Raw genomic sequence first — 20,021 nt, forward strand, 5'->3', positions numbered from 1 at the left:
AAAGTAGGAGGCCGGCTGAAATCAGAGCCGGATATCGCGCTCAAGCCGGTCAAGGCGGGCGTGTAGGCGGGCAACATCGTCGCGCAGTTGGTCGACTTCTTCCATCCACGTGGCCAGCGTGGCTTGGTCGATGACCGGCGATTTCGGTTCGCGGGAAAACTCGCTGATTTGCTCGGCGATGCTTTTGCCGATTTGTTTGACCGTATGGCCGATAACGGCGGCGCGGGTGGCAATGCTGCCGGCTGCGGCATCACCGAAAATGCGGCTTAAATCATCGTTGGCATAATAGCGTAGTCCGCCGAGAATCGGCAAAAGCGACATACCCAAAATCAAATCGCCATCGATGGCAATATCGCCTACACCGGGCTGCCCGCCTTGCAGGATTTTTTGAATGGCGCTGTTGTGGAAAGTGATTTCGGTATCAGGCGCATGGGAGGCGGCTTCTAAAAAGCCTTTTTCGCTGATGCGGCCGTGAATACGGAAACCGGCAATCTGAACGCTCAGGGTTTTACCTGCAAATCCGGCCAGATCATATTGATGCTCGGGATTCTGCTGAATCAGGTGGTTGATCACTGGAAGGAGGGCGGACATGGTTTTCTCTGAGGCCGTCTGAAAATAAAACAAGCTTGATTTTACAGACTTAAGCCGCGCACGCAAACGGTATTTACAATTTTTCCGCTGCTTTGGCCGTCGGGATTGAAATCGGGTGCGGGCAAACCAAGCTTGGCGGCTTCGGCGGTATAGAATTCGGCGCGGGTCGGATGATTCGGTTCGACCACGTTTTTGATACGCTTGCCGTCGGGATTCGAGGCCGTCTGAAGCAACGCGGCCACGGCCAAATCCTGATGCACCACATTTACCGGCTGTTTGCCACCGCTGATATTGCGTTTCAAGAGTAATCGTGTTACCGGATGGCGTTCGGCCGAATAAAGGCCGCCCAGGCGCAAAATATCGACATTGGGAATGCGGCTGTCGAGCAGCAAGATTTCCACCGCGGCAATCTGCCTGGCGTTGTCGGTCTGCGGGTTCAGCGGGCTGGTTTCATCGCACTCGCGCGCTTCGTCGCCGTAAACGCTGGTGCTGCTGGTGAAAATAATGTGTTGCACATCAAGCGATTCGGCCAATTGCAGCCATTGTTGCAGCGTGGCGGTGTAATCGTTGAGCGAAGACGGCGGCAGCAGGCAGAACCATGTCGGTTTGTCTGCCCAATGGTGCAAGGCCGTCTGAAAAGCATTGGGTTGGTTTAAATCGATGGCATCAAGCTGAATCGGCAGGTTGATATCATCGGAAGTAAGGTGGCGTTTGATGGCGGCCACTTCACAGCCGTTTTCATAGAGTTTCTGCGCCAACGGGCGGCCGAGATAGCCCAGCCCGAGAATGGCGCAAGCAGGAAGTGTTTTGTTCATATTAGACGGCCTTTTATTTTTGCCAGCCCGGCTGCACCCACTTAGGCACATCGACAAACTTATACGCCGTCATTTGGGCTGGCAAATCTGATGGATTATCCGCCACGCAGAGCAAGCCCAGATTGGCTTTAGGCATAAATCCTTGCGCGGCGGTTTGCTGCATTAAGCTTATCAACGGATTAAAAAAGCCTTCGATATTCAATATGCCGATGGGTTTGACATGAAGGCCAGCTGGGATAGCGACAAGACTTCAAACAATCCTTCATACGTGCCGATGCCGCCGGGCATGGCGATAAAGGCATCGGATAGGGTAATCATTTTGGTTTTGCGTTCGGTCATGTCGGCCGTTTCGATAAGCTCGGCCAAAGCCTGGTGGGCGACTTCTTTTTCACGCAAAAAAGTCGGAATCACGCCAATGACTTCGCCGCCATGAGCCAAAACCGCATCGGCAACCGTGCCCATCAGACCGACTTTACCGCCGCCGTAAACCAGACGGCTGCCACGCTCGGCAATGGTTTTACCCATGTCTTGGGCAGCTTGATAAAAAGCAGGCGATTCCCCTAAATTTGAACCGCAATAAACAGCGATATTTTTCATGTTATTCATTTTCTGAGTAAAAGCCGAGGCCGTCTGAAAATCAATTCTTTTTCAGACGGCCTGAACAAAAGTAAAAAATCAAACCGGCAGGTTGCTGATTTTTTGGTCGAATTCAACCATGTAGTCCGGTAACAGATAAGGGCGCAACAGGCTCAATGAGCGTTGTACGCCGCGTGCTTTGGAGTCTTCGGTTAATTTTGTGCGGCCTTGCAGTGAGCCATCGAAATCAAACCAGTATTTGGTCATTATCCACATATTCACGGCCAAGTCGTCAATGGCGGTCTTGTCGGCGCAAATGATGCCGTGGTCGTTGAGTTCGTTCAATAATTTTACCAATAGTGGTGACACTTTGGCGTGGGTAAAGTTGTTGTGTTCGCCCAATAATTCGGCGCTGCGTGCCAAGAGGGTGTTCACATCGCTAAATAAGAAACGATATTCCCACATTACATTGTAAATACCGGCCATGTAGGTAATCGCGCCTTCAACATCTTTAGGCAGCTCCGCTTCTTGCAGGTATTGCAGCAAGGCTTCGCTGTAGCGCTTGAAAAGCTGGATAATGATTTCATCTTTATTGCGGAAATGGTAATACAGATTGCCGGGGCTGATGCCCAAGTGCGCTGCGATGTGATTGGTGCTGATGTTTCGCTCGCCTTCTTCATTAAATAAAACAAGGCTGGCATTGATAATGCGGGTATAAGTATTGATTTTGGGTTCTCGTACCACGTGATTATTCCTTAATGGTATAGCTTACAAACTGTATGAAGCCGGAAGCCAGTTGGGTTCGGCATGTAATGTAACTTGGAATTTTTCTTCAATTACGTGACAAATGTGTTGCGCCAAACGGTAAACATCTTCGGCTTGGGCGTTGTTTTTGTTCACCAACACCAAAGCCTGTTTGTCATGCACGGCCGCACCGCCGATTTGGAAGCCTTTCAGACGGCATTGGTCAATCAGCCAGCCTGCAGCCAGCTTAACGGTGCCGTCGGCTTGCGGGTAATGCGGCATATTAGTGTATTCGCTCGATAATAATGCAGCTTGCTCCGCACTGACAATCGGATTTTTAAAGAAACTGCCGACATTGCCGAGAATGTTCGGGTCGGGCAGTTTACTGTTGCGGATTGCGCACACGGCATCAGACACGTCTTTTGCCGTGGCTTCCCGGCCTTGGCAGATGGCTTCGACTGCGGCGGCTAAGTCGCCGTATTTCAGGTTGGGCGTGAAATGCTCTTTGAGGGCAAACACTACCGACACAATCACATAGCGCCCTTTGCCGGTCTGCTTGAAAAAGCTTTCACGATAAGAAAATCGGCAATCGGCATTGCTCAATTCGACAAAGTTTTCGTTGTCCAAATCAAAGCAGCGTACGCTGTGAATGACGTCTTTCACTTCCAAACCGTATGCGCCGATGTTTTGCACCGGAGAAGCGCCGACTGTGCCCGGAATCAGGCTTAGGTTTTCCAAGCCGCTTAAGCCTAAATCCAGCGTGTGCAATACAAATTCATGCCAAATTTCACCGGCTTGCGCTTCGATATACACAAGGCCGTCTGAACGGGCGATTTCGCGCACGCCTTTATTCGCCATGTGCACCACCAAACCGGAATAGTCTTCCATCAGCAGAATATTGCTGCCGCCACCCAGCCACAAGACGTTGTGGCGACTGAATTCAGGCAGGCGGATAATTTTGCGGATATCTTCAGCCTGTTCCAAAACGGCAAAGGCATGGGCATTGGCTTTAAGGCCGAAGGTGTTGTAGGGAGTCAGGTCGGTTTGATAACTGAGTTTCATGATAAAGCCTGAGAAAAGGTTTCAGACGGCATAGGATAAGGCCGTCTGAAAAAAATAAATATGATGGTTTTCAGACGGCACGTGATTCGCGCCGTCTGAAATTTATCGTGCATAAGATTTCACCAATGATTTGCTACACAATTCCAAACACCAAACCAATGCCATCGCGGCAATGCTGAGCGATACGATTAGGGCCGCCCAAAAACCGTTCAAGCCCATGTCGAAGCGGTAAGCCAAGATATAGCCCGGTAGCAGACCGCACAGCCAAAAGGCAATGGCATGGATATACATCGGCACTTTGGTAACTTTATAGCCGCGTAGGGCGTAGGAAGCAATGCACTGGGTCGAGTCAGACAATTGGAACACCGCCGCCAACAGCAACACACCTGCGGCAATGTTCAGTACCGCCGCATCGTCGGTGTACATGCCCACCAAAGGATAACGCAATGATATCAAAGCCAAGGCGGTGATGACAGCCAATGCCCAGCCTAAAATCAACGATACGCCGGAAATATATCGGGCGCGGGCAAATTGGCGGCGGCCGAGTGCAAAACCCACACGCACGGTCGAAGCTGCGCCGACACTTTGCGGCACCATATAAATAATGCCGGTCAGGCTGATGACCACCTGTTGCGCCGCCACGTAATCTTCGCCCAAACGCGCTACTAAAAACACAATGAAGGTAAACGCGCTGGCTTCCAAAAAGTAAGACAAACCAATCGGTGCGCCCAGTTTCCAAAAATTTTTAAAAGCCGCCCAATCCGGCTTGCTGAAGCGGTCAGTCAGCTTGAATTTTTTGAAATAATCCTGTTTGGTAACATACAGCCATAAAGCGATGGCGTTGAACCAAAACACCAAAGCTGTCGCCAAGCCGCAACCTGCACCACCCAAAGCCGGCATGCCGAATTTGCCGTAGACAAATATATAATTGAGAGGCACATTCAGAAAAAACGCTGCCACGCTGACCCACATAATCACGCGCGGGCGGTTGAGGCTGGAGGCATACGCGTGCAGCGCGCGGTGTATCATCGCCGCGGGCATGCCCAAACCGGTAAAAATCATATACAGCGCCATCGTGTCTTCGATGTAGCCGCTCAAATCCAACCAGTTGCGAAACGGCATAATCACCGTCCACATCAGCAGCATACCGATTATGCCCAAGGTCAGCCCGAACCACAAACCTTGGCGGCCGGTTTCACCCACTTCATCAAATTTACCCGCACCATTAAGCTGGGCGATGATGGGGTTCAGCGCAGTCATGATGCCGATAAAAGTGATGAAAATGGTGGCAAATGCGCCGCTGCCCAAAGCCACGGCGGCTAAATCTTCCTTACCCGCACCACCGGCCATCACGGTATCTACGAAACCGATGCCGATCTGCGCCACCTGTGCCAACAGCATCGGCACCGCCAGCAAAATCAAGTGGCGGATTTCTTTTTTGAAAACGGGAAAAGGATAACGGTTGATATCGAGAAGCATGACAATAGCGCAGAAAATAAAACAGGCCGTCTGAACATTCAAACGGCGCGGAATCGTTAAACATGCATTATAGGCTAAATAAGGCAAAGCGGATAGATTGTTCGGGTGGATTGCCAGGCAATAATCTTATCCCGTTTGCAGGTCGTCTGAACCATAAAGCAACATATAAAAAGGCCGTCTGAAAGTGTGGTTAACTTTCAGACGGCCTTTGATGAATGTCAGCAGCCAAATTCAATGAATGTGACACATGTTACAAAAAATTCGGCCTGAGCCCTCTGCAAAATCTTCATCCTTGGCACATTTCTTCGTTATGCGCAGCTCGAAATCTTGTCTATCTTCATGATATGTCTGCGCTTTCTGCGCTGCTCTAACTTCGAACTGTACTCAAATCCGAAGTTTTGCAAAGGTCTCGGCCTCGCTTTCATTTTACAGTGCAGCCAAAGCCGCGTTCAAAGTGGTGCTTGGGCGCATTGCTTCAGAAGCCAACTCTTCGTTCGGGCTGTAGTAGCCTTTGATGTCCACAGCTTTACCTTGACCGGCGGCCAATTCTGCCACGATTTTATCTTCGTTGGCCGTCAGGGTTTCAGCCAATGGCGCAAATTTGGCTTTCAACTCAGCATCTTTGTCTTGATCGGCCAATGCTTGTGCCCAGTAGAGCGCGATGTAGAAGTGGCTGCCACGGTTGTCGAGTTCGCCGGCTTTGCGTTTTGGAGACTTGCCGTTCAACAGCAATTGCTCGGTAGCGGCGTCCAAAGTGTCAGCCAGAACTTGCGCTTTGCTGTTGCCGGTTTTTTGAGCCAAATGCTCAAATGATACCGCCAAGGCCAAGAATTCACCCAAAGAGTCCCAACGCAAGTGGTTTTCTTCCAAGAATTGTTGCACATGTTTCGGTGCAGAGCCGCCCGCACCGGTTTCAAACATGCCGCCGCCGTTCATCAAAGGCACGATAGACAGCATTTTTGCGCTGGTACCCAATTCCAAAATCGGGAACAAGTCGGTCAGGTAGTCGCGCAATACGTTACCGGTTACAGAGATGGTGTCTTCGCCATTTTTGATGCGTTCCAAGCTGAACTTGGTCGCTTCTACGGGAGACAGAATGCGGATATCCAAACCATCGGTATCCAAGTCTTTCAGGTAGGTTTCCACCTTGTTGATCAGGCTCTTATCGTGCTGGCGTTTTTCATCCAGCCAGAATACGGCAGGGGTGTTGCTCAAGCGGGCACGGTTTACCGCCAATTGTACCCAGTCTTTCACCGGAGCATCTTTGGTTTGGCACATGCGCCAGATGTCGCCGGCTTCAACTTCGTGCTTCATCAACACTTCGCCCGAAGCATTAACTACTTCAACCACACCGTCGGCTTCGATTTCAAAAGTTTTGTCGTGCGAACCGTATTCTTCGGCTGCTTGTGCCATCAGGCCGACGTTTGGCACCGTACCCATGGTGGTCGGGTCGAATGCGCCGTGTTCGCGGCAGAAATCGATGGTGGCTTGGTACACGCCGGCGTAGCTGCTGTCAGGAATCACGGCTTTGGTATCTTGCTGCTTGCCTTCTTTATCCCACATTTGACCGGAATTGCGGATCATCGCCGGCATAGAGGCATCGACAATCACGTCGCTTGGTACGTGCAGGTTGGTGATACCTTTGTCGGAATCCACCATCGCCAAATCAGGGTTGGCCGCGTATACAGCAGCGATTTCGGCTTCAACCGCAGCTTTGGTTTCAGGCGGCAGTTTGTCCAAGTTGCCTAACAAGTTGCCGAAACCGTTGTTTACGTTGACACCGGCAGCGGCCAATTCGCCACCGAATTTTTCAAATACAGGGGCAAAGAAAGCTTTCACGGCGTGACCGAAGATAATCGGGTCAGACACTTTCATCATGGTCGCTTTCATGTGCAATGAGAACAGCAAACCTTGCTCTTTGGCTTCTTTCACTTGCTCATTCAAGAAGCTCACCAAGGCTTTTTTGTTCATCACGGTTGCGTCGATGATTTCGCCGTCTTTCAGGTTAACCGGTTTGCGTAATTCTTTTTTGTTGCCTTGTTTGTCGGTGAAGACAATAGAAACAGAAGTGGCGGCCGGTACGGTAACCGATTGTTCGTTATGGAAAAAGTCGCCGCTTTGCATGGTGGCAACGTGGGTTTTGGAATCTTTAGACCAAGCGCCCATGCTGTGTGGGTTTTTCTTGGCAAAGTTTTTCACGGCTTTAGGCGCGCGGCGGTCAGAGTTGCCTTCGCGCAAAACAGGGTTTACCGCGCTGCCTTTGATTCGGTCATAGCGCTCGCGGATGGCTTTTTCTTCATCGGTTTTCGGGTCGGTCGGGAAATCCGGCACAGCAAAACCTTGCGCCTGCAATTCTTTAATCGCAGCAGTCAGTTGCGGTACAGACGCGCTGATGTTCGGCAGCTTGATGATGTTGGCTTCTGGTTTTTTCACCAGCTCGCCCAACTCGGCCAAAGCATCCGGCACGCGTTGCTCTTCTTTCAAAAAATCCGGGAACGTGGCCAAAATACGGCCGGCCAATGAAATATCTTTGGTTTCTACGTTGATGTCGGCGAATTGGGTAAACACACATACGATAGGCAGGAATGATTTGGTTGCCAAAGCAGGTGCTTCATCGGTGTGGGTATAGATAATGGTGGCTTTGTTAGTCATAGAGATTCTCTTGTAGGTTAAGGTTTTTCTTTTCCATGCCAAGCGGTATGGCACACCTTATTATGGCATAATTTAAAGAAATTGGGGAATGCAGTCATTATCAATAAGCTAGTTTTTTGGTATAGCAAACGCTGCCTAATCAAAGATGGGCGAGTGAGCGATGAATATCGGCTGCGGAGGTAAACCGAGCAAGGTGAAATCAGATTGGTCTTAACTATCCGGAGTAATTAATTTTGTTCCCAATTAATTCAGATGTTTATTGAACCGTTCTTTTTTCATGCTTGACAGCCCTGCGGCAAACCAGTATAGTTCAGGTTTCCTTAGGAGTAATGGCTGAGAGGCTGAAGGCACTTCCCTGCTAAGGAAGCATGTGGGGTCAACCTGCATCGAGGGTTCGAATCCCTCTTACTCCGCCAGAACAAAACAAAACCCGCTGATAAATCAGCGGGTTTTGTTTTGTTCTGGTGGAGATTTATTGTGTTATCAACCATCATGATGCAAACGTGTTGCATTGGTTTACGGTTGTTGCTTGAATATCCAAAACAATATTGAGGCCGTCTGAATGAATGATTTGATTGTTTTAAACAAACCTTATGGCGTGATTTGCCAGTTTTCACCGCATGAGAAACACCCATGCCTGAAAGATTATGTCGAGCAGCCGGGTTTTTATCCAGCTGGGCGCTTGGATACGGATAGTGAAGGTTTGTTGTTGTTGACGAATAACGGGCGTTTGCAGGCCAGAATTGCGGATCCCAAGTTTAAACAGGAAAAAACTTACTGGGCGCAGGTAGAAGGCGTGCCGGATGAGGCAAAGTTGGATTTTTTGCGCCGTGGTGTGGATTTGGGTGATTTTGTGACGGGGCCTGCCAAGGTGCGTGTATTGGCCGAGGGGGAAGCGGATAAACTGTGGCCGCGTCAGCCGCCGATTCGGATGCGTAAAACAGTGCCGGATTTTTGGTTGGAAATTAAGATTACTGAAGGTAAAAACCGCCAAGTGCGACGCATGACGGCGAAGGCCGGTTATCCGTGTTTGCGTTTGGTGCGGGTAACGATTGGGTGCTTGGATATTTTTGAATTGGATTTGGCTTTGGGTGAATGGCGGTTTTCGCCTCGTCGGCCTTGAGTTTTTGATTGAAAAAAAGGCCGTCTGAATGTTCAGACGCCCTTTGACGTTTGCAATGTATTGCCGCGTATTTCGGCAGTTTTTAGACGTATGGATTAGTGGTTCGTATGGCCGATTTGGAAGGTGAGCGTGGAGTAGTTAGACTCTTTTTCGCAGACTTTTTGGTCGCGGAAGTCGGTTTTGTGCTCAACATTGACTTTCCAGAAGCCTTGGCGCAATGGAATGATGTCTACTTCGCCTTTGTCGTTGGTCACATCATAGAATGCTTGCGCTTCTACTTTGTGGGTTTTGCTGCGGTCACTGTTGTCAAAGCCGTCGAAGGTTGCGGTTACCGGATGGTTGGCCAACGGTTCGCCACGATAGAGTACGCGTACTTTAAAGCGTTCGCCGGCGTGAACGTTAGCCGGATTGTCGAGCGGTACGATTTCTAAGTTTTGGCCGACTTGTTTGGTGATGATGGCGGTGTCTGCACTTTCATGGCCGACGTTGACGATGTTTTTGCCGTACATACGGCTTTCTTCGCAGTAAGCGGCATCGGCCATTTCGGTTTTATTCACACGTTTCCAACCAGCGGCGTTTTTCGACCAGAAAGTCGGTTGGTATTCGGCAATTACTAAGTAGCTGCCGTCTTTAACCGGACGGTTGCTGCGGTATTGGTAGTTGAATTGGCCTTTTTGAATCAGGTTTTCTTTGCCTTTTTCGGTCACCAGTTGCAATGGTTTGAAGATGTTGAGGCGGTCTTTGGCAATCGGCTCTAATTCTGGAAATTCGCCGTAGCCCAATTCGGCGGTCAGGTGTTCGCCGCCGTGGGTGTGGGCAGTTTCAACCCATACGCGGTGGGCGTGTGCGGCGGTGGATAGGAACAATACGGAAGTAATCAGCAAAATAGATTTTTTCATGATGGCTGTTCTCTAAAAAGTAAGGTGGTTCAAGTAAACGATTAGTTATGGTATAACATATTTTAAATAATGTAAACGATTTTGTTACGGGGTAACAAAATGCCGTCTGAAATGGTTTTTCAGACGGCATTTATCTTCAATTAAGCTTGTAATGGTTTCAATTGATAAACCAAATTTTCGGCTTTTACTTTAAAGAGCAAATCGATGTTAGGGTGTTTGCCCGGATTGGCTTCGGCATCGGCCACATGCTCTGCAAACAAGGCCAAACCGCGTTCGGCGGCAGTGGTGTTTAATTGGTTATCAAATTCTTGCGCCAGCGCGTGATAGAGTTTTAATGATCCGATCTTGCCCGGTGCGGCAGGAATATGATGAACAGTTTCGCCTTGTTCGGTATTAACGTCCAGACCGCTTAAGTGGTCGATTGCAGGCATGGCAGCCAGATTGTCTTGAAAGCCCATGGTGTTCCTTAATTTGATGTGGTGAAGAAAGGGGGAAACAGGCTGAGACCTTTGCAAAATCTTCATCTTTGGTACATTTCTTCGTTGCGCGCTGCTCGAGAGTTTGCCTATCTTTATGATAGGTCTGCGCTTTTTATGCTGCTGCAACTTTGAACTGTACTCAAATCTAGGGTTTTGCAAAGGTCTCAGGCCGTCTGAAAGCTGATATTTTTCAGACGGCCTGCTTATTTGAATCATCGTGTGCCGAAAATCTTATCGCCGGCATCGCCCAAGCCCGGGATAATGTAGCCGTCTTCGTTCAGATGGCTGTCGAGCGCGGCGGTGTAGATGGTTACATCGGGATGCGCATCATTGACGATTTTCACGCCTTCGGGTGCGGCAACCAATACCAAGGCTTTGATGTTTTTGCAGCCTTTGGCTTTCAATAAATCAATGGTGGCAACCATCGAGCCGCCGGTGGCCAGCATAGGGTCGATAATCAAGGCAGGGCGCTCGTCCATGCTGTCGACGAATTTTTCAAAGTAGGAAACCGGCTTTAAGGTTTCTTCGTCGCGTTGCAGGCCGACCACGCTGATTTTGGCAGTGGGAATCAAATCCAATACACCGTCGAGCATGCCCAAGCCGGCACGCAAAATCGGTACCACGGTTAAGGTTTTGCCTTTGATGCGCTCGCCTTCAATACGGCCGCACCAGCCGTCGATGATGTATTTTTCCATGGTGAAATCGCGGCTGGCTTCGTAGGCCATCAGGCGGGCGAGTTCGGTGGCGAGTGCGCGGAATTTATAGGTGCTGCATTCAGCTTCGCGCATCAGGGTTAATTTGTGTTTGACCAAGGGATGGTCGATGACGGTCACATTCATTGCTTCTACTCGGTATCTGGTAAAGTGAGCTTATTATACTTTTTTTTAGGTGTCGCGCAAACAGTGTAAACCATGAAAAAGGCCGTCTGAACAGGGTTTCAGACGGCCTTTGTTAATAATTAGGCTTTTAACACTTCTTCCAATTCGCCGGCTTCGAACATTTCCATCATGATGTCGGAGCCGCCGACAAATTCACCGTTGACATACAGTTGCGGAATGGTCGGCCAGTCGCTGTATTCTTTAATGCCTTGGCGCACTTCGTCGTTTTCCAACACGTTAACCGTTACATAATCGGTGCAGTTAACTGCATTCAAAATTTGTACGGCGCGCGAAGAGAAGCCGCATTGCGGGAATTGCTTGGTGCCTTTCATAAACAAGACAACACGGTGGGTGGTGACAACTTCTTTGATTTGATCATGAATGCTCATGTATGGTTCCTTTAAAACAATCGGATTGATTCGGTTTGAATGTCATCATTATACGCAAGTTGCGGGAATTTAAAATGACTCTTTTGGCAATACGGTGAGTAAATAGGACGTAAAGGATGAAATTCAAGCAACGGCCATCTGAAAATAAAGTTGGCGATCTTTGCAAAGTTCCTTCAAAAACCAGTATATACAAACGCGACGTCATTCCCGCGCAGGCGGGAATCACCGCAAAATCTAAGAAACCTATTTTATTTAACAGTTTGCTATGCTCGAAAATGGATTCCCGCCTGCGCGGAAATGACGTCGGTTTTGTGCGTATTAGCTTTTGAAAGACTTTTGCAAAGGTGTTTCAGTTTATATTTTCAGACGGCCTATTGTCATTTGCGCTGCAATACCGCCGCAAAGAAACCATCGGTATGGTGAACCGCAGAATTCATACGCAGGTATTGACCGGTGTTTAAGTCCACTTTGGCGGCGGCGAGCAATTCGCTGCTGTCGAGCAATTCAAACTCGGGATTTTCGGCCAAGAAACGCTCGACCTGATGTTCGTTTTCTTCCGGCAAAATGCTGCAGGTGGCATATACCAAGCGGCCTTTCGGTTTAACCAATTTGGCAGCTGCGGTGAGAATGCTGTGTTGTTGTGCCAATAAGTCGGACACGGTTTCCGGCGATTGGCGGTATTTCAAATCGGGGTTGCGGCGCAATGTGCCCAAGCCTGAACACGGTGCATCAACCAAAACGCGGTCGGCTTTGCCGGTGAGGCGGGCGATGCGGCTGTCATGTTCGCTGCTGATGCGCTCTGGGTTGATGTTGGTCAGGCCGGCGCGGGTCATTCGCGGTTTGAGATTAGCCAAGCGTTTTTCGGCGATGTCGAAGGCGTAGATGCGGCCTTTGTTTGCCATTTGTGCACCAATGGCCAAGGTTTTGCCGCCTGCTCCGGCGCAAAAATCGACTACGATTTCCCCGCGTTTGGCACCGACCAGTAAAGCCAGCAATTGGCTGCCTTCATCTTGCACTTCGACCGAACCGTCAAGAAACAAATCGTGTTTGTTTAAGGCGATTTTGTTTTTCAAACGGATGCCCCACGGTGAAAACGGCGTGGCTTCGGCGCTCGGTTCTTCGGCTTGCAAGACGGCCAAGACTTTATCGCGCTTGTTTTTCAAGGTATTCACGCGCAAATCCAGCGGCGCGGGTTGGTTGATGCTGCGGCCGAAAGCGAGAATTTCTTCGTCGCTGTAATGGGTTTGCAATTGTGCAATCAGCCATTCCGGTAATTCGGCAGCGGTATGCAGGCCGTCTGAAAACTCGGCTTTGCGCGCTTTTAAATGGCTGAGAAACTCAGTTTGTTCTTCATCGAGCAAATCTTGGATTTTGCCGATGTTGACGCTGCGGCCGAGCACCAATGCCGCCAGCGCGGCTTTGCGCGATTGGGCGTGGGGGCGGCGTAACACGGCGGCGATTTTTTGATAATGACGCAAAGCGGCAAAGGCGGTTTCGGCGATTTCGTGGCGGTCTTGGCGGCCGAGCTTTTTGTGCTCGCGGAAGTAGGCGGACAAAACCGCATCGGCAGGTTGCTTGAAAGTCAGCATGTCGGCCAGCAATGCGGCGGTGTGTTCGAGTTGAATCGGTGTCATGGGCGGGTTACTTTAAATCATGAAATAGGTCGATTATACGGGATTTTCAGACGGCCTGAAGACGATGCCGTCTGAAAAAGAAGCTAGGCAACAGATTGAAGCGGCACTTACACGCTTTTCATGATACGCAATATTTCGTGCCAATAGCCGTCGGGACGACGCTCGAGTACGGCGACTAAGCCGCTGTCGATTTGGCGCACGGCTTCGGTACTTAAGGTTTCTGTTTCAGTCACACGGGCGGGTGCGAGATAGGCCATGCGCTCGAGCAGGTAATAACGCGTGTCGGTGCGGCTGAAATCGTGTGCGTTCCAATCGCTCAGATACACGCCGCGCCAAGCGTAAGGATTGAGCGGCGCTTGGAAATCAGTAAAGCCTTCGGTAAAAAAGCCGATCCCGCGCACAATTGAGGCCGGTTGCAAATGGTTCGGTAATTGATGTTGCTGCAAGGTTTTGAGGCCGTCTGAAAATTTCAGCAGCATCAGTTGCTGCGGTAATTTGTTGGCTTTATCGGCCAAGCGGTCTTGCCGGTTTAAACCGCATAAATCATTAAATTGTCCGCTGGTACTGCCATAATATTTACACGTTAATTCAAGATGATAAGCCTTACCGTTGAGTTTGACGATAAAATCCGCTGCGCCGACGGTGAGGCCGTCTGAAACCACTTGCAGGTTTTGTGCCAACAATTCGGCATGCGGCGCGCGGTTGAACCAAAAGGCCAGCAAATGTTCGGCATATAAACCCAAACGGCGGCCAAACGGCGCGTGTTGCGCCAGATAATCGGTGAGCGGCTGGGGATTTTGATCGAGCGAGAGCAGGTAGCGGAAACCGTGTTCGCCCAGCAATTCGCGCACCGGTAATTCTGCTCCGCTGTGCCACAGGGGCGGGGCGGTAAGCAAGCTTGCCAGCTCGCGCACGGACTGGCTGGTGAGTTTCCACCATAAGGCATCAAGGGCGTAATTCATGAGTCTATTTTGATTCAGACGGGCGTTTTAGGAATGAAGGCCGTCTGAAAAAATTAATCTTTCAAACGTTGTTTCAAGGTATTGAAAAAACCGCGCAAAATGTCGATGTCTTCTGTTTGCGTGTTGGCGCGGCCGAACAGGCTTTGCATACGGCGCATCAGGCGTTCGCTGTTGCGGCGTTTGAAAAAGTCTACGTCATGCATCAACGATTCCATGTGTGACACCATGCCTTTGATTTGCTCGTGGGTGGCGGCGTGGTCTTCCTGCTGCAAGTGCGTCATCGGCACATCGGTTTGGCTGAAAATCTCATAGCAAACCACTTGCACGGCTTGGGCGAGATTCAGCGAGAAATAATCAGGATTGCCGTTGATGGTCATCAAGCGGTTGCAGGCCTGCACTTCTTCAATCGACAGGCCGAAGGTTTCGTTGCCGAACACTAAGGCCACTTGTCCGCCGTTGGCCGCTGCTTGTAATAATTCGGGCACTAATTGACGAGGGGTTTGCAGCGGCGCAGTGATTTCACGGCGGCGGCTGGTGAGCGCGCAACTGATGGTCGTGTCGGCCAAGGCCTCATCTAAAGTAGCAACAATTTTGGCGTTGGCCAATACATCGGCCGCACCTGATGCCAGTGTGAAGCTTTCTTCCGGTAATTGGAAATTTTGCGGGTTTTGCGGGTCGAACACAGGCGGATGTTCCGTCATCGGCGTGGCCATCAGGTTGGGCGCGACAATAGTGAGCTTGTACAAACCCATGGTTTTCATGGCGCGCGCGGCCGAGCCGATATTGGCCGGATGGCTGGTGCGCGTGAGAATGATGTGGATGTGGTTTAAATAGTCGGGCAGGGTGGGTTTGGCAATCATGTTTGTTTCGGTTTCAAAGCTAATCGGTTATAATGCGGCATACTTCCATTTCTCCATTTCTTTCAGACGGCCTTTATCAAAACAGGCCGTCTGAAAATCTGAAACGTTCTTTAACAACATTGGAAACGTGAAAACGTTGCGCTTGGCGTGCGGTTACTGTGCGCCAAGCGGTATTGTACCTTATTCTAGAAAGAAACCCATGAACCCGATTTTAAATACTGCCTTTAAAGCTGCCCGTCGCGCCGGCCAGATGATGACCCGTGCCGGCGGCAATCTGGATACTGTCAAAGTCGACAGTAAAGCCTTTAACGATTTTGTTTCCAATGTTGATCGTGAATCAGAAATGATTCTGGTGGGCGCGCTCAAAGAAGCCTACCCACATCACAAAATCACCTGCGAAGAAACCGGTTCCCACGGTAAAGACAATGCCGAATACGAATGGATTATCGATCCTTTAGACGGCACCACCAATTTCTTGCACGGTCATCCACAATATGCGATTTCTATGGCGCTGCTGCACAAAGGTGTGTTACAAGAAGCCTTGGTTTACGCGCCTGAACGCAATGATTTATATATGGCATCGCGTGGCAAAGGCGCATTGCTGAATGATCGCCGTATCCGTGTTTCCAGCCGCGTTGAATTAAACCGTTGCTTAATTGGTACAGGTTTTCCGGTGGTTGATCAAAGCATGATGGACAAGTATTTGGCTATCTTGAAAGATTTTTTGTCGAAAACCGCCGGTGGTCGCCGTGAAGGTGCGGCTGCGTTGGATTTGTGTGCCGTGGCTTGCGGACGTTTGGACGGTTTTTTTGAATTTAACTTAAAACCTTGGGATATTGCTGCTGGTGCATTGATTTTACAAGAAGCGGGTGGTATCGTGACTGATATGAAAGGAAACGAAAGCTGGTTGGAAACCGGTGATGTAGTGGCCGGCAATCCGAAAGTATTGGGGCAAATGTTGCAGATTATTTCTTCTCATCAATAAGTTAGAATTATTGCAAGAGTTTGTTTCCAACGACCTCTTGTTTTGTCTGGTTTGCATTAATTAGCAAACGATACATACGGTTCATAGATTCTGATGATAAACAAATAGTCACTTTATTGACAGTATAAAGAAACGTGTACTTTTGGTAGCGTATCGATACCTTTTATCTGAGAAATGATGAGAAATGTTAAATATGATGATATGCTGTGAACATTAATAGAATAGGCTGTCAACCAATTAAATTGCAAGAATTTTTTAGCCCATAACAAACACATATACGGATACACTTGTTGTGAATCATATGCGCCCCCCACTTTCCCATCTTATGCCGTTCAGCGCCCGCCAATCGGGGTTTCTGAAAAAAATTTCCTTACTTTCGATTGTTTGTATGATGTCTGCGCAAACTGTTTCTGCGCAGGATCTCAAAGATATTCTCAAAGCATCCATGCTTTCCGACCCGACCGTGTTGGAAGCGAAAGCTACGGAAGAATCTGCCAAAAGCACCACCAAAGCCACCCGTGCCGGCCACTACCCGATATTGACCTTGACCGGAGTCCAGGTATTGGCTGAAAAAAACCAAGACAAAAGCGATGATATGGACGGCGGCTTGGGTGTGCGCGGCACGCTCAATCTGTATTCTTGGGGCGGTATCGAAGCCGCTGTGCGACGTGATAAAAACAAAGAAAAATATTACAAACACAAATATTTCGAAACGCAAGAACAATTGGGCAGCGAAGTGGGCAAGTTATACCTGACTGCTTTACGTGCCAAAGAAATGTTGCTGGTGAATCAGCAGAGCCTGGTTCGCCATAATAACCTTTTGAAAGATTTGAATGTTATTGCGAAGTATGACAGCGGCCGCCGTTCTGAGCTGATTGAAGCCAGAGCGCGTCAATTGCAAGTAGAAACCACCATTTCGCAACAACGCCGTACCATGGAATTGGCCTTGAGCCGTTTATCGCGCTATACCGGTAAGAAAATGACAGAAGCGGATTTGACTGATCCATTCCGCAGCGATACGTCAACCAGCTTGGTACAAACCTATCAGAATCCGGATAAAAACATTAATCCGTCTTATCAGGCGCAAATCGCTGAGCAGGAGAGTGTAAAAGCCGAGTTGGATGTTTCCAAATCGCAACGCCTCCCAGCCATCAATTTGGAGGGCAATGCTACCAAAGAAACCAAGCAACTTTATTTAAATGTGGCTTGGAATGTGTTGGATATTGCTGCCCGTCATAATGTGCAAAAAAATGCGCATGCTTTGATTGCGGCTGAATCTAAATCCGAACAAATACTGCGTGATGTCAACGAAAAAGCACAAACTGCTGAAATTGACATGAGACAAAGTGAGCAGCGTGCCGAAATCACATCACAACACATCGCGGCGCAAAAAGACGTAGTGAAAACCTACGAATTGCAATTCCGAATTGCCCGTCGCACTTTGACTGACGTATTGGGTGCCTATACCGAGTTATCGCGCATCGAGCAGGAAAACATTACCGCGCACAACGATTTCCGTGATGCCGCTTTGGAATACCTTGTCACACAGTCACAAGTGGCCAATTGGGCCGGCGTGAAGCAATAAACATCAGAAAATTTATCATCATTACGTGAATCCATCATCATGAAAGCTATTATTGAACATGTTGCATTAGTTACCCGCTTATTAGGGGCTCCTGTGTCGGAAGCAGCGCTTTCGGCAGAGGTGGTGCGGGATCAAAAACTGAATGTCAACTATCACTCTCTTACTGAAGTCTTACGCAGCCACGGCTTTGAAAATACCTTGTCCAAACGAAATTTGGAAGACATTCCGTCTTTGGCGGCGCCTGTGCTGATTATTTTGCACAATGAAGAAGCCGCCGTGATTACCCAAATCGAAGGTGCGGGTAAGGGGCGTAAATATCACATCCGCCAGGTGGATGGTTTAGAGCAAGAACTGGATCATGAGCAATTATCGGTGCTGTATTTGGGCTATTGCTGGTTTATTAAACCAAAAATGGTGTCGGATACCCGCTCGGAATTGCCAGAGTACCATCTGCCTAAAGCATGGTTTTGGAAGGTGATTTGGCGTTTCCGCGGTTATTATTACCAAGTGATTTTAGCGACCTTCATCATTAACTTTTTGGCTTTGGTCAGCTCGTTATATGTGATGAATGTTTACGACCGCGTGATTCCCAACCAAGCTTATGAAACCTTATGGGTATTGAGTATTGGTGTGGTCTTGGCGATTACATTTGAATTTGCCGCAAAGATGATTCGCGGCCATCTAACTGATATTGCCGGTAAAAAAGCCGACTTAATCATCAGCTCGGCTTTGTTCCGCCGCGTGATGGCTTTACGTTTGGCTGACCGTCCGGCTTCTTCAGGTTCATATGCGAATAACTTGCGCGAATTTGAATCAGTGCGTGAATTCATGACCAGCGCCAGTTTGCTGACTTTGGTGGATTTGCCATTCTTGCTGTTATTTATTACTGTAATCGGCATTGTTGGCGGCAAATTGGCTTTGGTGCCTTTGGCCATCATTCCGATTGTGATTATTGTCGGCTTTTTGGTTCAGCGTCCCTTATCACGCCACATCAATGAATCAATGAAAGAAGGTTCGCAACGTTCGGGCTTGGCCGTTGAAGCCATTGAAGGCATTGAAACACTTAAAACCAACAATGCGACTTCTTGGGCGCAACAACGTTGGGATGAATACACTGCCAAAACATCGGCATCTGCGATTAAGGTTAAAGATACCAGCAATTTCATGGTTAATTTTGCCGTGGGTATGCAGCAGTTGAATACTGTATTTTTGGTATTGGTGGGCACGTATCTGATTCATGCGGAAAATACTGCTGACCGTATCACCATGGGTGCGTTGATTGCTTCGGTAATTCTATCGGGTCGTGCGTTGGCACCATTGGCACAAATCGCCGGCTTGGCAACCCGCTTCCAGCAAGCAAAATTAGCATTGCAGGGCATCAATGAAATTGTTGAGCGTCCTATTGAGCGCAGCCCGGAACGCAAATACATTACTTTGGATAATGTCCAAGGTGCGATTACCTTTGAAAACGTATCATTTAAATATCAAGACGATGCAAATGCCGCCGTAAGCGACTTGCGCGTTACCATCAAACCGGGTGAAAAAGTCGGTATTTTGGGCCGTATCGGTAGCGGTAAGAGCACCATGCTGAAATTGGCAAGCGGCCTTTACGACACAGATAAAGGCAATGTGACCTTAGATGGCGTAGATATGCGTCAATTGGATCCGAATTTTCTGCGTAATCAAGTGGTTTTGCTGAGTCAGGCGCCACGTTTGTTCTTGGGTACTTTGCGTGAAAACATGGATTTGGCGCGTACCGATGGTTATTCTTCCGACCAAGATTTGCTGAATGCCTTAAAACGTTTCGGCTTGGATAAAATTATCCGCAGCCACCCACGCGGTTTGGATATGCCTTTGGGCGAAGACGGCTTAGGTTTGTCAGGCGGCCAAAAACAAATTATCGCCTTGGCGCGCATGACGTTGCGCAATCCCAAAGTGGTGTTGTTGGATGAGCCGACGACCAGTCTTGACCAAGCTACCGAGCGCATGGCCTTGAATGCGATCGCACAATGGGGTAAAGACCGTACCATGGTTTTGGTGACGCACCGCCCGCAAGTATTGCAAATTGTCAACCGCATCATTGTCATGGATAACGGTAAAGTGGTGATGGACGGTCCGCGTGATTTGGTATTGCAAAACCTGATGCAAAATGAGCAAAACAAAAACAAAGCGGCGCAACAAGGCAATAATAATGCACCTGCACACCAAGCAACTGCCAATGTTCAGGTAAGCGCGCAAGCTTCGGCCAATCAGTCGTAAAAACCGATTCACATAATAAAAAGGTTTCAGACGGCCTTTAATAAAAACA

At 49.0% G+C, this 20,021-nt stretch carries 18 protein-coding genes, 1 tRNA gene and 1 pseudogene; 6 read left to right on the plus strand and 14 right to left on the minus strand.

Annotated elements, in window-relative coordinates:
* Positions 1-21: 21 nt before the first annotated feature.
* From ACFPVS_RS08775 to ACFPVS_RS08805, 7 genes and pseudogenes are all read right to left on the minus strand, one after another.
* Positions 22-591 (minus strand): ubiquinone biosynthesis accessory factor UbiJ, encoded by a 570-nt coding sequence (locus ACFPVS_RS08775; RefSeq protein WP_096295391.1) that lies wholly within the window; start codon positions 589-591, stop codon positions 22-24.
* Between the two features lie 41 nt (positions 592-632).
* Positions 633-1,406, minus strand: coding sequence for an SDR family oxidoreductase (locus ACFPVS_RS08780; RefSeq protein ID WP_096295390.1), 774 nt, complete (start codon positions 1,404-1,406; stop codon positions 633-635).
* A gap of 13 nt (positions 1,407-1,419) precedes the next feature.
* A pseudogene (locus ACFPVS_RS08785) lies at positions 1,420-2,012 on the minus strand (LOG family protein).
* Positions 2,013-2,081: 69 nt separating this feature from the next.
* Complete coding sequence (locus ACFPVS_RS08790; protein WP_096295389.1) at positions 2,082-2,726, minus strand: TetR/AcrR family transcriptional regulator; 645 nt, start codon at positions 2,724-2,726, stop codon at positions 2,082-2,084.
* Positions 2,727-2,750: 24 nt separating this feature from the next.
* Complete coding sequence (murB, locus tag ACFPVS_RS08795) at positions 2,751-3,788, minus strand: UDP-N-acetylmuramate dehydrogenase (RefSeq protein WP_378595648.1); 1,038 nt, start codon at positions 3,786-3,788, stop codon at positions 2,751-2,753.
* Positions 3,789-3,890: 102 nt separating this feature from the next.
* Positions 3,891-5,267: an MATE family efflux transporter gene (locus ACFPVS_RS08800; protein WP_096295387.1), complete on the minus strand. Its 1,377-nt coding sequence runs from the start codon at positions 5,265-5,267 to the stop codon at positions 3,891-3,893.
* 426 nt (positions 5,268-5,693) lie between these two features.
* Entirely contained in the window at positions 5,694-7,919 is a 2,226-nt protein-coding gene (locus tag ACFPVS_RS08805) for an NADP-dependent isocitrate dehydrogenase (protein WP_096295385.1), read from the minus strand.
* Positions 7,920-8,242: 323 nt separating this feature from the next.
* Between ACFPVS_RS08805 and ACFPVS_RS08810 the strand changes: the two genes are divergently transcribed.
* Together ACFPVS_RS08810 and ACFPVS_RS08815 are read left to right on the plus strand one after the other, a co-directional pair.
* Positions 8,243-8,335 (plus strand) — tRNA-Ser (locus ACFPVS_RS08810).
* Between the two features lie 146 nt (positions 8,336-8,481).
* Positions 8,482-9,042: a pseudouridine synthase gene (locus ACFPVS_RS08815; RefSeq protein ID WP_096295384.1), complete on the plus strand. Its 561-nt coding sequence runs from the start codon at positions 8,482-8,484 to the stop codon at positions 9,040-9,042.
* A 95-nt stretch (positions 9,043-9,137) separates the two neighbouring features.
* Here ACFPVS_RS08815 and ACFPVS_RS08820 read toward each other — a convergent pair whose 3' ends face one another.
* The 4 genes from ACFPVS_RS08820 to grxD form a co-directional block, all read right to left on the minus strand.
* Entirely contained in the window at positions 9,138-9,941 is an 804-nt protein-coding gene (locus ACFPVS_RS08820; protein WP_096295383.1) for a DUF4198 domain-containing protein, read from the minus strand.
* A gap of 140 nt (positions 9,942-10,081) precedes the next feature.
* Positions 10,082-10,399, minus strand: coding sequence for a DUF2322 family protein (locus ACFPVS_RS08825; RefSeq protein ID WP_096295382.1), 318 nt, complete (start codon positions 10,397-10,399; stop codon positions 10,082-10,084).
* A gap of 233 nt (positions 10,400-10,632) precedes the next feature.
* Positions 10,633-11,259: a uracil phosphoribosyltransferase gene (gene upp / locus ACFPVS_RS08830; RefSeq protein ID WP_096295381.1), complete on the minus strand. Its 627-nt coding sequence runs from the start codon at positions 11,257-11,259 to the stop codon at positions 10,633-10,635.
* A gap of 119 nt (positions 11,260-11,378) precedes the next feature.
* On the minus strand, positions 11,379-11,687 hold the full coding sequence (grxD, locus tag ACFPVS_RS08835) for a Grx4 family monothiol glutaredoxin (RefSeq protein ID WP_096295380.1): 309 nt from the start codon (positions 11,685-11,687) through the stop codon (positions 11,379-11,381).
* Positions 11,688-11,803: 116 nt separating this feature from the next.
* Here grxD and ACFPVS_RS08840 point away from each other — a divergent pair, with 116 nt between their 5' ends.
* Positions 11,804-12,016 carry a hypothetical protein gene (locus tag ACFPVS_RS08840; RefSeq protein WP_096295379.1) on the plus strand — a complete coding sequence of 71 codons (213 nt, stop codon included), beginning with the start codon at positions 11,804-11,806 and terminating at the stop codon, positions 12,014-12,016.
* A 48-nt stretch (positions 12,017-12,064) separates the two neighbouring features.
* Here the strand turns inward: ACFPVS_RS08840 and ACFPVS_RS08845 are convergent, their stop codons facing one another.
* The 3 genes from ACFPVS_RS08845 to ACFPVS_RS08855 all read right to left on the minus strand — a co-directional run bounded on the left by ACFPVS_RS08845 (position 12,065) and on the right by ACFPVS_RS08855 (position 15,143).
* Complete coding sequence (locus tag ACFPVS_RS08845; RefSeq protein ID WP_096295378.1) at positions 12,065-13,321, minus strand: RsmB/NOP family class I SAM-dependent RNA methyltransferase; 1,257 nt, start codon at positions 13,319-13,321, stop codon at positions 12,065-12,067.
* 107 nt (positions 13,322-13,428) lie between these two features.
* Positions 13,429-14,283 carry a DUF1853 family protein gene (locus ACFPVS_RS08850; RefSeq protein WP_378595649.1) on the minus strand — a complete coding sequence of 285 codons (855 nt, stop codon included), beginning with the start codon at positions 14,281-14,283 and terminating at the stop codon, positions 13,429-13,431.
* Between the two features lie 53 nt (positions 14,284-14,336).
* Positions 14,337-15,143 (minus strand): RNA methyltransferase, encoded by an 807-nt coding sequence (locus tag ACFPVS_RS08855; protein ID WP_096295377.1) that lies wholly within the window; start codon positions 15,141-15,143, stop codon positions 14,337-14,339.
* Between the two features lie 199 nt (positions 15,144-15,342).
* Here ACFPVS_RS08855 and ACFPVS_RS08860 point away from each other — a divergent pair, with 199 nt between their 5' ends.
* The 3 genes from ACFPVS_RS08860 (at position 15,343) to ACFPVS_RS08870 (ending at position 19,972) form a co-directional block, all read left to right on the plus strand.
* A complete protein-coding gene (locus tag ACFPVS_RS08860) occupies positions 15,343-16,128 on the plus strand; it encodes an inositol monophosphatase family protein (RefSeq protein WP_123804494.1) in 786 nt (261 codons plus the stop codon).
* Between the two features lie 391 nt (positions 16,129-16,519).
* The gene (locus ACFPVS_RS08865) at positions 16,520-17,713 is read left to right on the plus strand and encodes a TolC family protein (protein WP_096296131.1); all 1,194 of its coding nucleotides are present in this window, start codon (positions 16,520-16,522) and stop codon (positions 17,711-17,713) included.
* A gap of 39 nt (positions 17,714-17,752) precedes the next feature.
* A complete protein-coding gene (locus tag ACFPVS_RS08870; protein WP_232507397.1) occupies positions 17,753-19,972 on the plus strand; it encodes a type I secretion system permease/ATPase in 2,220 nt (739 codons plus the stop codon).
* Positions 19,973-20,021: the final 49 nt, after the last annotated feature.

The sequence above is a fragment of the Neisseria weixii genome (genome assembly GCF_042658245.1).
Classification (GTDB): Bacteria; Pseudomonadota; Gammaproteobacteria; order Burkholderiales; family Neisseriaceae; genus Neisseria; species Neisseria weixii.

Bases quoted from the DNA above. Each gene is read 5' to 3' on its own strand.
- ACFPVS_RS08855 (WP_096295377.1), bottom strand. From the start codon at position 15,143: ATGATTGCCAAACCCACCCTGCCCGACTATTTAAACCACATCCACATC.
- upp (WP_096295381.1), bottom strand. From the start codon at position 11,259: ATGAATGTGACCGTCATCGACCATCCCTTGGTCAAACACAAATTAACC.
- ACFPVS_RS08825 (WP_096295382.1), bottom strand. From the start codon at position 10,399: ATGGGCTTTCAAGACAATCTGGCTGCCATGCCTGCAATCGACCACTTA.
- ACFPVS_RS08800 (WP_096295387.1), bottom strand. From the start codon at position 5,267: ATGCTTCTCGATATCAACCGTTATCCTTTTCCCGTTTTCAAAAAAGAA.
- ACFPVS_RS08805 (WP_096295385.1), bottom strand. From the start codon at position 7,919: ATGACTAACAAAGCCACCATTATCTATACCCACACCGATGAAGCACCT.
- ACFPVS_RS08845 (WP_096295378.1), bottom strand. From the start codon at position 13,321: ATGACACCGATTCAACTCGAACACACCGCCGCATTGCTGGCCGACATG.
- ACFPVS_RS08840 (WP_096295379.1), top strand. From the start codon at position 11,804: ATGAAATTCAAGCAACGGCCATCTGAAAATAAAGTTGGCGATCTTTGC.
- ACFPVS_RS08860 (WP_123804494.1), top strand. From the start codon at position 15,343: ATGAACCCGATTTTAAATACTGCCTTTAAAGCTGCCCGTCGCGCCGGC.
- ACFPVS_RS08780 (WP_096295390.1), bottom strand. From the start codon at position 1,406: ATGAACAAAACACTTCCTGCTTGCGCCATTCTCGGGCTGGGCTATCTC.
- grxD (WP_096295380.1), bottom strand. From the start codon at position 11,687: ATGAGCATTCATGATCAAATCAAAGAAGTTGTCACCACCCACCGTGTT.
- ACFPVS_RS08850 (WP_378595649.1), bottom strand. From the start codon at position 14,283: ATGAATTACGCCCTTGATGCCTTATGGTGGAAACTCACCAGCCAGTCC.
- murB (WP_378595648.1), bottom strand. From the start codon at position 3,788: ATGAAACTCAGTTATCAAACCGACCTGACTCCCTACAACACCTTCGGC.
- ACFPVS_RS08865 (WP_096296131.1), top strand. From the start codon at position 16,520: ATGTCTGCGCAAACTGTTTCTGCGCAGGATCTCAAAGATATTCTCAAA.
- ACFPVS_RS08820 (WP_096295383.1), bottom strand. From the start codon at position 9,941: ATGAAAAAATCTATTTTGCTGATTACTTCCGTATTGTTCCTATCCACC.
- ACFPVS_RS08870 (WP_232507397.1), top strand. From the start codon at position 17,753: ATGAAAGCTATTATTGAACATGTTGCATTAGTTACCCGCTTATTAGGG.
- ACFPVS_RS08775 (WP_096295391.1), bottom strand. From the start codon at position 591: ATGTCCGCCCTCCTTCCAGTGATCAACCACCTGATTCAGCAGAATCCC.
- ACFPVS_RS08815 (WP_096295384.1), top strand. From the start codon at position 8,482: ATGAATGATTTGATTGTTTTAAACAAACCTTATGGCGTGATTTGCCAG.